Below are 14,200 nucleotides of genomic sequence, written 5' to 3' on the forward strand. Positions count from 1 at the left end.
AAGCGCCCTAAGGCGCTTTCTCTGTTAATCCCAGCTCAAAATAACTTTCCCGGACTGGCCCGAACGCATCGCGTCAAAGCCTTTCTGGAAATCATCAACGGAGAAACGATGTGTAATAATCGGGGACAGATCCAGGCCAGACTGAATTAATGCCGCCATCTTATACCAGGTTTCGAACATTTCACGGCCATAGATGCCTTTAATGAACAGCCCTTTGAAGATAACTTTATTCCAGTCGATAGACATATCCGACGGCGGAATACCCAGCATCGCAATACGACCGCCGTGGTTCATGGTATCCAGCATGGTACGGAACGCCGGTGGTGCGCCGGACATCTCCAGACCCACGTCAAACCCTTCGGTCATGCCCAGCTCTTCCATCACATCGGCCAGGCTCTCTTTAGAGACATCCACCGCACGGGTGACGCCCATCTTGCGGGCCAGCGACAGACGGTATTCGTTCACGTCGGTAATCACCACATTACGTGCGCCCACGTGCTTCGCCACTGCTGCGGCCATAATCCCGATAGGGCCCGCGCCGGAGACCAGCACATCCTCGCCGACCAGGTCGAAAGAGAGCGCCGTATGTACCGCGTTGCCGAACGGGTCAAAGATGGAGGCCAGATCGTCAGAAATGTTGTCCGGAATTTTGAACGCGTTAAAGGCCGGGATCACCAGGTACTCGGCAAAGCAGCCCGGACGGTTCACGCCCACGCCAATAGTATTACGGCACAGGTGCGTACGCCCACCGCGGCAGTTACGGCAGTGGCCGCAGGTGATGTGTCCTTCACCGGAGACGCGGTCGCCAATGTTAAAACCTTTCACTTCCTGACCAATCCCAACCACTTCACCAACGTATTCGTGGCCGACAACCATGGGTACCGGAATGGTTTTTTGCGACCACTGATCCCAGTTGTAGATATGAACGTCAGTGCCGCAAATGGCGGTTTTACGAATTTTGATCAGCAGATCGTTATGACCGACTTCCGGCTCCGGCACGTCGGTCATCCAAATCCCTTCTTCCGCTTTCAGTTTGGATAACGCTTTCATCACACGTCCTCAGGCAATTACGCCCAGCTGTTTACCGATGCGGGTAAAGGCTTCCACCGCACGTTCAATTTGTTCAGGCGAATGCGCCGCGGACATCTGGGTGCGGATACGCGCCTGGCCTTTTGGTACGACCGGGAAGAAGAACCCAGTCACATAAATGCCTTCTTTTTGCAGCTCACGGGCAAAGTTCTGCGCCACGACGGCATCGCCCAGCATGACCGGGATAATGGCGTGGTCAGCACCGGCCAGGGTAAACCCTGCCGCACTCATTTTTTCGCGGAACAGGCGCGCGTTGGACCACAGACGGTCGCGCAGTTCAGCCCCGGATTCCACCATCTCCAGCACTTTGATGGAGGCGGCAACAATGGCCGGCGCGAGGGAGTTGGAGAACAGGTACGGACGGGAGCGCTGGCGCAGCCACTCCACCACCTCTTTACGCGCAGCGGTATAGCCGCCAGACGCGCCACCAAGCGCTTTGCCCAGCGTACCGGTGATGATGTCCACGCGGCCCATCACGTCACAGTATTCATGCGAGCCACGGCCGTTTTCACCCACAAAACCGACCGCGTGCGAGTCATCGACCATCACCAGCGCATCGTATTTATCCGCCAGGTCGCACACGCCCTTCAGGTTGGCGATCACGCCGTCCATAGAGAACACGCCGTCGGTGGCGATGAGCACATGGCGAGCACCCGCTTCACGCGCCTCTTTCAGGCGTGCTTCCAGTTCAACCATATCGTTGTTGGCATAGCGGAAACGCTTCGCTTTACACAGGCGCACACCATCAATGATGGAAGCGTGATTAAGGGCGTCGGAGATAATGGCATCTTCTGCACCCAGCAGCGTCTCAAACAGACCGCCGTTGGCGTCGAAGCAGGAGGAGTACAGAATTGCGTCTTCCATGCCTAAGAAGTTCGCCAGCTTTTTCTCAAGCTGCTTGTGACTGTCCTGCGTGCCGCAGATAAAGCGTACGGAGGCCATACCAAAACCGTGGGTATCCATACCGCTTTTCGCCGCAGCAATCAGCTCAGGGTGATTCGCAAGACCCAGGTAGTTGTTCGCACAAAAGTTGATCACATGGCTGCCATCGGCAACGGTGATGTCCGCCTGCTGAGCAGACGTGATAATACGCTCTTCTTTAAACAACCCTTCCGCACGCGCGGTCTCAAGGTCGCTGTTTAACTGTTTGTAAAAATCACCACGCATTGCAATTCTCCAGACTCGGCAAATTTCGGCACATATTACCCAAACCTATAGTTCATGACGAGATGACACATTATCTCTTCTCGTTTTTGCAGCATAAATCACGTGTACCCTTGCGCTATGTCGGTGAATGGCTGAAGGGCAGCCATACTAATGATATGATAGAACCATTAGCGTCCGGGATTGTCCCCGGACTCCACACTTCAAAGGTTACAGTTATGATCATCGTTACCGGCGGCGCGGGCTTTATCGGCAGCAATATTGTTAAAGCTCTCAATGACAAAGGCATCACCGACATCCTGGTGGTTGACAACCTGAAAGACGGCACCAAGTTCGTCAACCTGGTGGATCTGAACATCGCTGACTACATGGATAAAGAAGACTTCCTTATCCAGATTATGGCAGGTGAAGAGTTCGGCGAGATCGAAGCCATCTTCCACGAAGGGGCATGCTCCTCCACCACCGAGTGGGATGGTAAGTACATGATGGATAATAACTATCAGTACTCTAAAGAGCTGCTTCACTACTGTCTGGAGCGTGAAATTCCGTTCCTGTATGCCTCTTCGGCGGCCACCTACGGCGGACGTACCTCTGATTTCATTGAATCCCGCGAATATGAGCAGCCGTTGAACGTCTACGGTTACTCCAAGTTCCTTTTCGACGAATATGTGCGTCAGGTGTTGCCAGAAGCGAACTCCCAGATCGTTGGTTTCCGCTACTTCAACGTCTACGGGCCGCGCGAAGGCCACAAAGGCAGCATGGCGAGCGTGGCGTTCCATCTGAACACTCAGCTGAATAACGGCGAAAGTCCAAAACTGTTCGAAGGCAGCGACGGCTTTAAGCGTGACTTCGTCTACGTAGGCGACGTTGCCGCCGTGAACCTGTGGTTCTGGGAAAATGGGGTATCCGGTATTTTCAACCTTGGCACCGGCCGCGCGGAGTCTTTCCAGGCCGTGGCTGACGCAACGCTGGCGTATCACAAGAAAGGCAGCATTGAGTACATTCCTTTCCCGGACAAACTGAAAGGCCGCTACCAGGCATTCACCCAGGCCGATCTGACTAACCTGCGCGCAGCGGGTTATGACAAGCCGTTCAAGACCGTTGCCGAAGGCGTAACGGAATATATGGCCTGGCTGAACCGCGACGCGTAAGTATGAGAATTCTGGTGATCGGCCCGTCATGGGTGGGCGACATGATGATGTCGCAAAGTCTCTATCGCACGCTCAAGGCGCGTTATCCCCAGGCGATAATCGACGTGATGGCACCCGCATGGTGCCGTCCATTGTTATCGCGTATGCCGGAAGTGAATGAAGCCATCCCAATGCCGCTCGGCCACGGGGCGCTGGAGATTGGCGAACGTCGTAAACTCGGCCACAGTCTACGCGAGAAGCGTTATGACCGTGCTTACGTGTTACCCAATTCGTTTAAATCCGCGCTTGTGCCCTTCTTCGCCGGTGTGCCGCACCGTACCGGCTGGCGCGGTGAGATGCGCTACGGTCTGCTGAATGACGCACGCGTGCTGGATAAAGAGGCCTGGCCATTAATGGTGGAGCGCTATGTGGCGCTGGCCTACGACAAAGGCGTAATGTGCAGCGCAAAAGATCTGCCGCAGCCGCTGCTATGGCCACAGCTACAGGTCAGCGAGGGTGAAAAATCCCAGACCTGTAACGCGTTTGGTCTTTCCTCTGAACGGCCAATGATTGGCTTCTGCCCGGGCGCAGAATTCGGCCCGGCAAAACGCTGGCCGCACTATCACTACGCAGAGCTGGCAAAGCAGTTGATTGACGAAGGTTATCAGATCGTTCTGTTCGGCTCAGCCAAAGACCACGAGGCGGGGAACGAAATTCTTGCAGCCCTCAGCACAGAACAGCAGGCCTGGTGCCGCAACCTGGCCGGGGAAACCCAGCTTGAGCAGGCGGTGATTTTACTTGCTGCCTGTAAAGCCGTAGTCACCAACGACTCCGGGCTGATGCACGTCGCCGCCGCGCTCAACCGCCCGCTGATTGCGTTGTACGGTCCAAGTAGCCCGGACTTCACGCCGCCGCTCTCAAATAAGGCGCGCGTTATTCGTCTGATCACGGGTTACCATAAGGTGCGTAAAGGCGATGCCGCGCAAGGTTATCACCAGAGCCTGATCGACATCACGCCGCAGCGCGTTCTCGAAGAACTCAACGAACTGCTGCTGAGCGAAGAAGGATAACGAATGCGGGTATTGATCGTTAAAACCTCTTCGATGGGTGATGTGCTGCATACGCTTCCGTCGCTGACGGACGCCATGCGGGCCATTCCTGGCATTCGTTTTGACTGGGTGGTGGAAGAGGGTTTCGCGCAGATCCCTACCTGGCACGAAGCGGTCGACCGCGTGATCCCGGTGGCCATCCGCCGCTGGCGTAAAGCGTGGTTTTCCACACCGATTAAAGCCGAGCGCAAAGCCTTCCGCGATGCGGTGCAGGCGCAGCGTTACGACGCCATAATCGACGCGCAGGGGCTGGTCAAAAGCGCCGCGCTGGTCACGCGCCTGGCACACGGTGTAAAGCACGGCATGGACTGGCAAACCGCCCGCGAACCACTCGCCAGCCTGTTCTATAACCGTCGTCACCATATTGCAAAGCAGCAGCACGCAGTGGAACGCACCCGCGAGCTGTTCGCAAAAAGCCTCGGTTACACAAAGCCGGAAACGCAGGGTGATTACGCGATTTCGCAGCATTTTCTGCACAATTCGCAACAAAAAGACACGCCTTATTTGGTTTTCCTCCATGCGACGACCCGCGACGACAAGCACTGGCCGGAAGCGCTCTGGCGTGAACTGATAGGCCTGCTGAGAAATACGGGACTACGTATCAAACTTCCGTGGGGCGCGCCACATGAAGAAGCACGCGCCAAACGTCTGGCGGCAGGGTTTGATTATGTGGACGTTCTGCCGCGCATGAAACTTGATGGCGTAGCCCAGGAACTGGCTGGCGCTGCGGCAGTGGTCTCCGTGGATACGGGCCTTAGCCACCTGACGGCGGCGCTGGATCGACCTAATATTACGCTTTACGGCCCAACGGACCCGGGCCTAATCGGCGGCTATGGAAAAAATCAATATATCTGCCGCCCGGAACACTCATCGCAGCTGAGCGACCTCAATGCCGCTGCGGTATTTGCGCAATTAGAGCCTTTGCTGGCAGCAGAGAGAGCCTATGTCTGATTTTTTCTCAGCGGAGCGTCCACCAAAGCGCGTGCTGATCGTTAAGTTGCGTCACCACGGTGACGTTCTGCTTACTTCACCGGTGTTCACCGTATTGAAAAAGAACTGGCCGAACGTAGAAGTCGATGCGCTGGTCTATGACGACACGCAGGCGATGCTGACCAGCCACCCGCATATCGACCAGGTCCATACTATCGGGCGCAACTGGCGTAAAAAGGGGTGGTTTGAACAATTCCGTCTCTACCGCGCGTTGCTCAATACCCTGAAAGGTCGTCAGTATGACGTCCTGATTAACCTGACCGAACACTGGCACGGCGCGCGTCTGGCGCGTCGCCTGAAACCGCGCGTCTCCATTGGCTTTAAGCCGGATAAACGCGGGGGCCTGGCGCGTCGTCGCTGGGTAAAATCGTTCACCACGCTCTATCCGGCGATTCAGGACAACAGCCGCCATATGGTGGAGGTCAATCTGGATGCCCTGCGCCGAATCGGTATTCATCCGCAGTCCGAAAAAGACAAACATACCCTGTTCGTACCCGGTGACGTGGCAGAAGCCTCTGTTGCCGAAAAGCTGGCAGGGTTTGGGCTCACGAGTAAATCCTATATCCTGGTCCACCCAACCTCACGCTGGATGTTTAAGGCCTGGGATATCAAAAAACTGGCAGCAACTATTGATAACCTGGCGGCACGCGGCCTGCCGATTATTCTTTCCGCCGCACCGTCAAAAGAAGAGAAGGCATACATGGATGAGCTGCGCGCTGCACTCACCCGGCCGGTCTTTGATTTAAGCGGTCAGTTGAATTTGAAAGAGCTGGGCGCACTCATGAAGCACGCGCGGGTATACTTCGGAGTAGATTCTATGCCGATGCACCTTGCAAGCGCCGTTGGTACGCCGACCGTCGCCATCTTTGGCCCTACCGGCGCCATCAAATGGGCTCCATGGGGGGTGAATTATCGTGTGATTGTGGCCGGGTTTACCTGCCAGCCATGCGGCAAAGCGGGCTGCGGAGACAGCGGTGTCTCAGACTGTATCACTGCTATCACGCCACAGCAGGTGCTGAGCGCCATTGATACGATGCTTCTGGAAACGGAAACCCCTGCATGAAGCTGGCGATTGTTCGACAGACCTACAACCCCAACGGTGGCGCAGAGCGTTTTGTCTCACGTGCGCTTAACGTACTGGCGCAGGATACGTCGCTTGATGTCACGCTGATTGCCCGCCAGTGGGAAGATGCCGCAGGCTGGAAAACGCTGACGGTCAATCCGCCGTTTCGCAATCGCATCGCTCGTGAATCCGGTTTTGCCACCGAAGCCGCCGCGCATTTTGCTCAATTCGATATTGTGCAAAGCCACGAACGCATACCGGGAGCGACCATCTTCCGGGCGGGCGACGGGGTTCACGCTACCTGGCTTGAGCAATATGGTCGTATTTTGTCGCCTCTGGCGCGTTGGGCGCAGTCTCTGAGCCGCTATCACCGCTACATTCTGCAGGCTGAGACGCAGATGTTTACCCATCCGCAGTTGCGCAAGGTGATCTGTAATTCGAAGATGGTACGCGACGATATCGCCCGCCGCTTCGGGCTGTCGGATGACAAGCTGACGGTGATCTATAACGGTGTCGATACGGACCAGTTCAATCCTGAGGTGCGCTCCCTTTCGCAGCGTAAAGTGCTGGGCATTCCCCACGATGCACCGGTACTGGCATATGTTGGGTCAGGTTTCAGCCGCAAAGGTGTCGCCACCGCGCTGCGCGCCATTGTGGCGCATCCTGACGTTTGGTTGCTCATTGCCGGGCGCGATAAACATGCGAGGAAGTTCGAAAAACTGGCGCGAGCGCTGGGGGTCTCCTCACGAGTGACGTTCCTGGGACCCGTTGCCAACGTGCGTGAAGTGTATGGCACGGCTGATGCACTTATCCTGCCGACACTCTACGATCCCTTCCCAAACGTCTGCGTGGAAGCGCTGGCCTGCGGTTTGCCGCTGCTCACCAGCCAATGTTGTGGCGCGGCGGAGTGGATAACCGAGGGTCAAAATGGTTGGGTGCGGGATGCACTGGACAGCGAAGGTTATAAGCAAGCCATCTCTCTGTGGTTAAAAGGCCGTGAACAGGGTGTCGATTACACTACAGTTGCACGTGCAACTGCTGAGCCTTTCACCCTGGACAGAATGGCGAGAGAGCTACAAACGCTTTATCGCGATTTGCTGCGCTGAGCTGCATCGGAGAAGACCTTCTCCATCGCATCAAGCATACATTCACGTGTAAAGTGCGTACTCAGGTAGTCATATCCCTGTTGCGCGAGTGTCTCGCGAAGGGCTGAGTCGTTATAGAGTTTCATTATGGCATCGTGCAGTGCGTTTTCGTCGCGCTGCGCGATTAACAATCCCGTTTGCCCGTTAATCACTGCATCTCCCGTTCCACCAGCATCCGTTGCAATGGTTGCAATACGGGTAGCTAACGATTGCAGTACACCCTGCGGGACACCTTCCATATCGTGTGAAGGGCTCAGCGCAATATCAAACGCCGGGAACCAGCGTTCCGGATCGGTTTGATGTCCCGCCATCACGACCCGCTGCTGTAACCCCAGCGCTATAATTTCCTGTTCAAGCGTCGCTTTGTGCGGGCCTTCGCCGACAATAGCCAGTTTGATTTGCGAATTGTCGATTTTCGCCAGAGCACGTAGCAGTACACTGTGACCTTTGTTCGGGCGCAAATGCGACACCACGCCCAGCCAGAAATCTGCCCCAGACAGGCCACAATGCACGCGAGCTTCGTGCTTATCTCCTGGATGAAAACGCTGCGTATCGACACCGCTTGGCACAGACGTACTCTGGGATATCGGCACGCCAATATTTGCTACCTGATGACGTAACGCATCCCCCGTGGTCACGATATGCGCACAGGCCGTGCGGAACAGCCAGCGGGTCGTCCAGTTGTTGCGCGGTACGCCAGACGCATGACGAGTGCGAACCAGCGGTACGGGGTCAGGGAGCGTCAGATTAGCCAGTGCAACCAGCCAGGTATCAGCGGAGTTATGGCTATTGATGACGTCAATTGACTGGCGGTTATCCTTCAACCAGCGACGCAGCAACTGAAGATTTTTAAGATTCTTACGCTTCAACGGCATGGTGATCACCGTCAGCCCGGCGTTGCGCGCCAGCGTGTGCAGCGGCGCAGTTTCCGGACAAAGGATCGTCACCTGATGTCCACGCTGAATCATCCCAAGTGATTCGTTGATAATACGCAGAGGCTGTCCGCCTTTGCCGCCGTCTGCTTCAGTATGAACAATATGCATACATTTCCTGTCGTTGAGCTGTAACCGCTGTCCAATCAGCCGATTATATACGTGGGTATTAGGGTAATGCACAGGCGGATTAATCTTGCTTACAAACATTGTCCTTCTGTAGTTATGGCTTCTGTGGTAATTTTCTCAGGCTTTTATTCCATTTGAAATCCGTGGAATTTGCACATGGCATTGTTAACTAACCGGTATTTACGCCGAGATCCTTTACCAGTACCAAAATTATGACAAATACTCGTAACATCCTGACAGGTCTTTTAGTACTGTCTGTACTGGCTTTATGTTTTATCTGGCCAATCCCAAACGATCAGCTACCTTTTCATCGTAATGGTCTGATTTATCCTAATATTGTGGTGGCGCTCGGCCTTTTCTTTACCTCGTCAGTGGCGAAAAAGGCGCTGGATTTAAACAAAATCAAGTTCGTGCTTATTGTGCTGTGGGCATTAACCTTCTTTATCCTGATTAACGGCTTTTTTGTGGCGCCAGATATAAAAGAAATGGTGTCGACCTGGGATGGCCAGTGGCTACGTCCGGTTTTGCTTTTCTGTGCAGGCTTAGTGTTATTACCGGTGATACAGGATCGCTTCCCCTCTTTATCGGCAGCCCGTTTCTTTACACTCGTCGTGCTTTTTTTCTGGGGCGTCGTCTGTATCCACTTACTTGATACCGTCTGGCTTTACTGGCGAGACGGCGTGATCCACTGGGGCGAAACGCGAATTGTTTATAACCGCACGCGCATGAGCTTCCAGATCAATATGATCACAGGTTTCCTGCTCGCCGAACTGCTTGCCCGCGGTCTTCTTCATCAACGCTTCTTACGCCTGAAGACACCATTCCTTGCCTTTATGCTGCTATGTAACCTGACTTGCACTGCGTTAGTTGATACCCGCTGGGGAACTATCGGTCTGGTCGGCAGCCTTTTCTCCACCTTCATTCTGCTCAGCCTGCACAGTATGCGTCGCAGCCGGGTAGTCCTGACTGGCGCGATTCTTATAGGCATCATTATCGTTTCCGCGTTTCTGGGTTATGCTTCCTGGAAAACCGATCCACGCTGGCAAAACCTGGAAAATGATGCGGTAACAGGATGGAACGCACCTTTCACCAGCTTTTGCTATAACAAAACTAACGGAGTGGTACCAAAGAACGATCTCGGTCGTCCCATGGACCACTCTAACGGCTGCCGCGCCAGCTTCTTCCATCAGGGCTGGAAACTGGTTGGCGAGCATCCTGCAGGAATGGGACCGCGCAAAGAGGCATTCCGTTACGTATTACGTCACGACACTCAGGATAATCGCATTAACATCCCGCACAGCCATTATGGCCTGATTGAATTTGGTATTCAGAACGGTATCGCGGGTATTGCGGGCTGGCTTATTTTACTGGCAGGCTGCTGGTATATCGGCTGGCGAGAGTTTCGCCATGGTAACTCGATGGTAGGAATGTTCCTGCTGCTGTTTACGGTTGGTTTCTTTTCCCGAACCATGGTCGATCACAATCTAAAAGATCATTACCTGGAGCAGTATATGCTGTTGACCGGGTTACTTGTGGGAATGTGCGCGTTACGCCCTGCTAAACAGACTGAAATAACTTCCTGATCGTGTTTACATTGCGCCGAGAGTAATAAGCCTCGGCGCAATGTGATCCATCAGAACTCTTTTGCCTGCCGGCTGTCGAAAAGCCATTGCACGTTACTGCAAGGCTCGTTGGCCACATCTCACCGCATGACATTACGGAGTAAGCATGTCTGGAACGCCTCAATTAAGCCTCGTTGTCGCCGTCTATAACGGCGAAAATTTCCTGAGCGCTTTTTTTGACAGCATAAAAAAACAGAATCTGCAAAGTCTGGAACTTATTATCGTTAATGACGGTTCTTCTGACGGTTCTGGGGATATTATCGCCCGCTACGCCAGTGAATTCAGTAACTTCAAGCTCATCGACCAGCCTAATGGTGGTGTCTCTGCGGCCCGTAATACCGGTCTCGCTGTGGCAACGGGCGATTACGTCGCGTTCCCCGATATTGACGATGTGATCTACCCGGGCATGTACCCGCGTTTGCTGGAAATAGCGCTTGCAGGACAATTGGACGTCGCAACCTGTAACGGCACCTATATTTATGACGATGGCCGCCCGTCGAAGAAGATCTTTCCTTCGGATAAACTCGCTTCAACCGACGTACTGGACGGCCCGACCTGGCTGCAGATGGCACTCGAATCCCGCAAGTTCCTGCACGTGACATGGCTGAATATCTATCGACACGCCTTTATCAAGGAGCTAGGCTTCAGCTTTGAGCATGGACTGCGCCATCAGGATATCCCCTGGACGACGGAGGTGCTGCTCACCGCCAAACGCGTGCAATATATTGATGAGGTCTATTACGACTACCTGATCCACTCCGCTTCCGTTTCCCATACTCCTGGTACGGACGACACACGCATGCGCTCCTCGCGCCATTATATGAAGATTCTGGAAATGCTGGACGCCATCAACAAGCGCTACCCGGAACAGGTGAAACGCGTACCCGCCTGCCACTGGCAAATCGCCAAAGAGGGTCTGGGGATCCTACACAGCATTAACAACATTGACGATATGGCAAAAAAACGCGAAATCACCCGTGAGCTTTTTGATCGCGGTATCTGGACCATGATCTGGCAAAATGCGCGTGGCTTCCGCCAACGGTGGCGCTTGGGACGTCGCTACTTCCGTCTTAAAAAAATTCTTGGCTAACGGAAATTATGAGCAAAATTAAATTACACGCGGTTTCCCGTGCGGACTTCATTGCTAAAAACTACCCAGATTTCCAGGCTCTTCTGGATAGTCATGTCAATCCTGACGATATTCCGGAACGATTCTACTGCGGTGGCCGTGGTGGCTGGACGTTCCAGACCACACTGGCCCTGAAGCATTATTATGGTGACGCAATAGAATGTTCGTTTGGCTCTGAATGCAGGCCCGATGCTATTAACCTGATGCATAACGACGACTTTGGTTCTCGCGTGAAACCATGGCGTGGCTTCACCGTGGTCGCACGTGCGGACCGTCCTCCCGTCATTGGAGCTGATGTTGTCGTCGACCAAAACCCTGAAGTAGATAGCCATAGCAACCGTATCTTCGTCCCCTACTGGCCACAACCAGGCGTAAAACCGCGAGAGCGCACCGACGAGACAATCAAAACCGTAGCATTCTTCGGCCGCGTGGACAGTTTTCCGGACGAATACCGCGAAGGGAACTTTAAGCAACGTCTTGCCGAACAAGGTATCGAACTCCGCATTTCGTTCGATAACTGGACAAACTACCAGGACGTGGACGTGTGCATCAGCTTTCGTAAATCGCACGATCACAAACTGGCCCGCAAACCTGCCAGTAAGCTCATTAACAACTGGCTTGGGAAAACGGTAATGGTTTGCGACGATGAGCCATCTTACCGCGCTATCCGCGAAAGCGAGCTGGACTATCTGATCGCCAAAAACCCTGATGAAGCGTTCGCTGCCATTATGCGTCTGAAAAACTCTCCTGAACTGTATCGTCAGATGCGCGAACAGGGAGAAAAACGTTTACAGGTCTATTCCCGCGAAGCTGTCGCTGCACGCTGGTTCGCCCTGTTTGAGGATATCTGGCGTAAAGGATTGCACAATCGCCCTACGGTGGTTCGCGCACTGCGCTTTGGTTTTGGTAAAGCCATTCGTCCGCTGACTAAAAAGTTCTGATCGGAATAGAGTTCTTCCATGTTTAAAACAACTTCACAAACTTCGCTCACCCCACGCAATAATCTGTTGCGTACCCTGGGGTTGACGTTGGCATTCTTACTGCTGTTCTCTCTCTCAGAAATTATCATTCTGCTGAAAGATCATGTCTACCAGCCGAAATCCGGGGATATCTCGCTGTATCTGATCATCTCCCTGCTTGCCGCTGCCAGTGCGCGTTTCTTCTTGACTCGCCTGTTGCTGGCGGTCACGTTTATCATTCAGATATCGGAAGCAGTGTACTATCAATTCTACGGTCAGTTCTATGGCCCGAGTGAAGTCTGGCTGGCGTTTGTGGAAACGAAAGACATTGCCAGTGGTATCACCGACAGCCTGGGTTCACTGGGCATCTACTTCGCCATTATGATTGTGGCCGTTGTGTTTGGGCTGGTCTTTGCGCGTCGTCTGGCACCGCTTTGGCACAAATGGATTGCGCTTCCTTGCCTGCTTGCCATCATCGTGATGTTTGTCGGTCAGTTCTACAAAGCAGTCGACGGGCAAATGTACAAATTCAATCCCGATCTGCGCCACTCCCTGCTGCGTAATGGTCTGTCTGCGATGAGTTTTAGCGCTATTCGTCTTATCCCGGAAGCCATATCAGGTGAAAACCAGAGTCTGACCCATTACGATCCCTACCAGGTCAAACCTATTGCGGGAACGCATGCAGGTAAATATTCCATCATTCTGGCAATTGGTGAGAGCCTTAACCCGCACCATGTCAGCGCCCTGGGCTACGAGCGAGACACTACGCCAGAGCTGAAAGCGCTGTTGAAGCAGTATCAAGGCACGGGCCGTCTGATTGTCTCAAACGCGGTATCGACACGTGTGGCTATTCCAATGCTGGTGAATAATCTGCGTGAACCGGATAACTACGGCGCCTACAAATCTAAATCAACCAATATCTTCGCCAATGCGAAAAAACAGGGTTATCAGACCGCATTTATCTCCGCACAGGGTCTGGAAGGTCTCAGTAACTGGATTGGCATTCATGACATTGATCTATGGGAAGATACGCAGATCCGTCCAGCGCCAGATGTCGGTGCTGACGTTGTTCTGACCCCCTCCGTAGAAAAGGCCACGCTGGACTGGAACAAGCCATTCCTGATGATCCTTAACAGCCGTGCACCGCATATCCCGTATGAGCGCAACATCCCGCAGGGCTTTGCCAAATTCTCTACACCGCATCTGAGTGATGACGTGGCTCAGAAGAAAAATGAGTATGACGATGCCGTTCGTCTGTACGACAAAGAACTTGCCTCCGCTATCCGTACAGCAATGGCAAAATCCAAACTGCCGGTCCTGGTGTTTATCACCTCTGACCATGGTGAACGCGTGGGCGATAATGGCTTGTTCGGTCACTCCGTGGTGGAAATGCCGATTGCTCAGGTACCGTTCTTGTACTTCAGTAATGATCCTGCGTACGCCATGAAGAACATCAGCCCACAAATTCCACTAAACCATTATCAAGTGGCGACGCTTATCAACAAAATGCTGGGTTATGACATTAGCAATCCTAACCAAAAAGATGACACCTTCTTCATCACGGGCGGTGATATCCGCGGCCTGTCGGAGCGCGTTACCTACCATCTGAATGCGCTTCCCGAAACGGAGCGTTAAACTGAAGAGTAATAAACGGGCAAGCAATTGCCCGTTTTTTTATTTGCGAATGAACGTAACGCAGACATATGCAAGCCTAAAACACCAAAGAGATAGCTTTAGAC

Annotated in this window: 12 protein-coding genes; 9 read left to right on the forward strand and 3 right to left on the reverse strand. The window is 53.5% G+C overall.

Annotation, left to right across the window (positions count from 1 at the left end; genetic code table 11):
* Nucleotides 1-24: 24 nt before the first annotated feature.
* Both tdh and kbl read right to left on the reverse strand, forming a co-directional pair.
* Entirely contained in the window at nt 25-1,050 is a 1,026-nt protein-coding gene (gene tdh, locus HX884_RS08785; RefSeq protein ID WP_029881902.1) for an L-threonine 3-dehydrogenase, read from the reverse strand.
* A gap of 9 nt (nt 1,051-1,059) precedes the next feature.
* A complete protein-coding gene (kbl, locus tag HX884_RS08790) occupies nt 1,060-2,256 on the reverse strand; it encodes a glycine C-acetyltransferase (protein ID WP_013094909.1) in 1,197 nt (398 codons plus the stop codon).
* A gap of 215 nt (nt 2,257-2,471) precedes the next feature.
* Here kbl and rfaD point away from each other — a divergent pair, with 215 nt between their 5' ends.
* From rfaD to HX884_RS08815, 5 genes are read left to right on the forward strand one after another with little or no spacing between them, the layout of a single operon-like run.
* Nucleotides 2,472-3,404, forward strand: coding sequence for an ADP-glyceromanno-heptose 6-epimerase (rfaD, locus tag HX884_RS08795; protein ID WP_013094908.1), 933 nt, complete (start codon nt 2,472-2,474; stop codon nt 3,402-3,404).
* Between the two features lie 2 nt (nt 3,405-3,406).
* Complete coding sequence (rfaF, locus tag HX884_RS08800; protein ID WP_178327992.1) at nt 3,407-4,453, forward strand: ADP-heptose--LPS heptosyltransferase RfaF; 1,047 nt, start codon at nt 3,407-3,409, stop codon at nt 4,451-4,453.
* Between the two features lie 3 nt (nt 4,454-4,456).
* Nucleotides 4,457-5,443 (forward strand): lipopolysaccharide heptosyltransferase RfaC, encoded by a 987-nt coding sequence (gene rfaC, locus HX884_RS08805; protein ID WP_155022547.1) that lies wholly within the window; start codon nt 4,457-4,459, stop codon nt 5,441-5,443.
* Entirely contained in the window at nt 5,436-6,545 is a 1,110-nt protein-coding gene (gene rfaQ, locus HX884_RS08810) for a putative lipopolysaccharide heptosyltransferase III (RefSeq protein WP_178327993.1), read from the forward strand. The genes rfaC and rfaQ overlap by 8 nt, the downstream gene beginning before the upstream one ends.
* Entirely contained in the window at nt 6,542-7,651 is a 1,110-nt protein-coding gene (locus HX884_RS08815) for a glycosyltransferase family 4 protein (protein WP_178327994.1), read from the forward strand. The genes rfaQ and HX884_RS08815 overlap by 4 nt, the downstream gene beginning before the upstream one ends.
* Here the strand turns inward: HX884_RS08815 and HX884_RS08820 are convergent.
* Nucleotides 7,630-8,733, reverse strand: coding sequence for a glycosyltransferase family 4 protein (locus HX884_RS08820; RefSeq protein WP_045294574.1), 1,104 nt, complete (start codon nt 8,731-8,733; stop codon nt 7,630-7,632). The genes HX884_RS08815 and HX884_RS08820 overlap by 22 nt on opposite strands.
* A 230-nt stretch (nt 8,734-8,963) precedes the next feature.
* Here HX884_RS08820 and HX884_RS08825 point away from each other — a divergent pair, with 230 nt between their 5' ends.
* From HX884_RS08825 to HX884_RS08840, 4 genes are all read left to right on the forward strand, one after another.
* Entirely contained in the window at nt 8,964-10,334 is a 1,371-nt protein-coding gene (locus HX884_RS08825; RefSeq protein WP_178327995.1) for an O-antigen ligase, read from the forward strand.
* Between the two features lie 145 nt (nt 10,335-10,479).
* Nucleotides 10,480-11,463 (forward strand): glycosyltransferase, encoded by a 984-nt coding sequence (locus HX884_RS08830; protein ID WP_178327996.1) that lies wholly within the window; start codon nt 10,480-10,482, stop codon nt 11,461-11,463.
* Between the two features lie 8 nt (nt 11,464-11,471).
* Nucleotides 11,472-12,443: a hypothetical protein gene (locus tag HX884_RS08835; RefSeq protein ID WP_045294568.1), complete on the forward strand. Its 972-nt coding sequence runs from the start codon at nt 11,472-11,474 to the stop codon at nt 12,441-12,443.
* Nucleotides 12,444-12,461: 18 nt separating this feature from the next.
* Entirely contained in the window at nt 12,462-14,096 is a 1,635-nt protein-coding gene (locus HX884_RS08840; RefSeq protein ID WP_155022543.1) for a sulfatase-like hydrolase/transferase, read from the forward strand.
* The last annotated feature ends 104 nt before the right edge of the window (nt 14,097-14,200 follow it).

Origin of the sequence: Enterobacter sp. SECR19-1250, assembly GCF_013391025.1 — a bacterium.
GTDB classification, from domain to species: domain Bacteria; phylum Pseudomonadota; class Gammaproteobacteria; order Enterobacterales; family Enterobacteriaceae; genus Enterobacter; species Enterobacter cloacae.

Coding starts and splice junctions, on each gene's coding strand:
- tdh (WP_029881902.1), bottom strand. CDS start 1,050: ATGAAAGCGTTATCCAAACTGAAAGCGGAAGAAGGGATTTGGATGACC.
- kbl (WP_013094909.1), bottom strand. CDS start 2,256: ATGCGTGGTGATTTTTACAAACAGTTAAACAGCGACCTTGAGACCGCG.
- rfaD (WP_013094908.1), top strand. CDS start 2,472: ATGATCATCGTTACCGGCGGCGCGGGCTTTATCGGCAGCAATATTGTT.
- rfaF (WP_178327992.1), top strand. CDS start 3,407: ATGAGAATTCTGGTGATCGGCCCGTCATGGGTGGGCGACATGATGATG.
- rfaC (WP_155022547.1), top strand. CDS start 4,457: ATGCGGGTATTGATCGTTAAAACCTCTTCGATGGGTGATGTGCTGCAT.
- rfaQ (WP_178327993.1), top strand. CDS start 5,436: ATGTCTGATTTTTTCTCAGCGGAGCGTCCACCAAAGCGCGTGCTGATC.
- HX884_RS08815 (WP_178327994.1), top strand. CDS start 6,542: ATGAAGCTGGCGATTGTTCGACAGACCTACAACCCCAACGGTGGCGCA.
- HX884_RS08820 (WP_045294574.1), bottom strand. CDS start 8,733: ATGCATATTGTTCATACTGAAGCAGACGGCGGCAAAGGCGGACAGCCT.
- HX884_RS08825 (WP_178327995.1), top strand. CDS start 8,964: ATGACAAATACTCGTAACATCCTGACAGGTCTTTTAGTACTGTCTGTA.
- HX884_RS08830 (WP_178327996.1), top strand. CDS start 10,480: ATGTCTGGAACGCCTCAATTAAGCCTCGTTGTCGCCGTCTATAACGGC.
- HX884_RS08835 (WP_045294568.1), top strand. CDS start 11,472: ATGAGCAAAATTAAATTACACGCGGTTTCCCGTGCGGACTTCATTGCT.
- HX884_RS08840 (WP_155022543.1), top strand. CDS start 12,462: ATGTTTAAAACAACTTCACAAACTTCGCTCACCCCACGCAATAATCTG.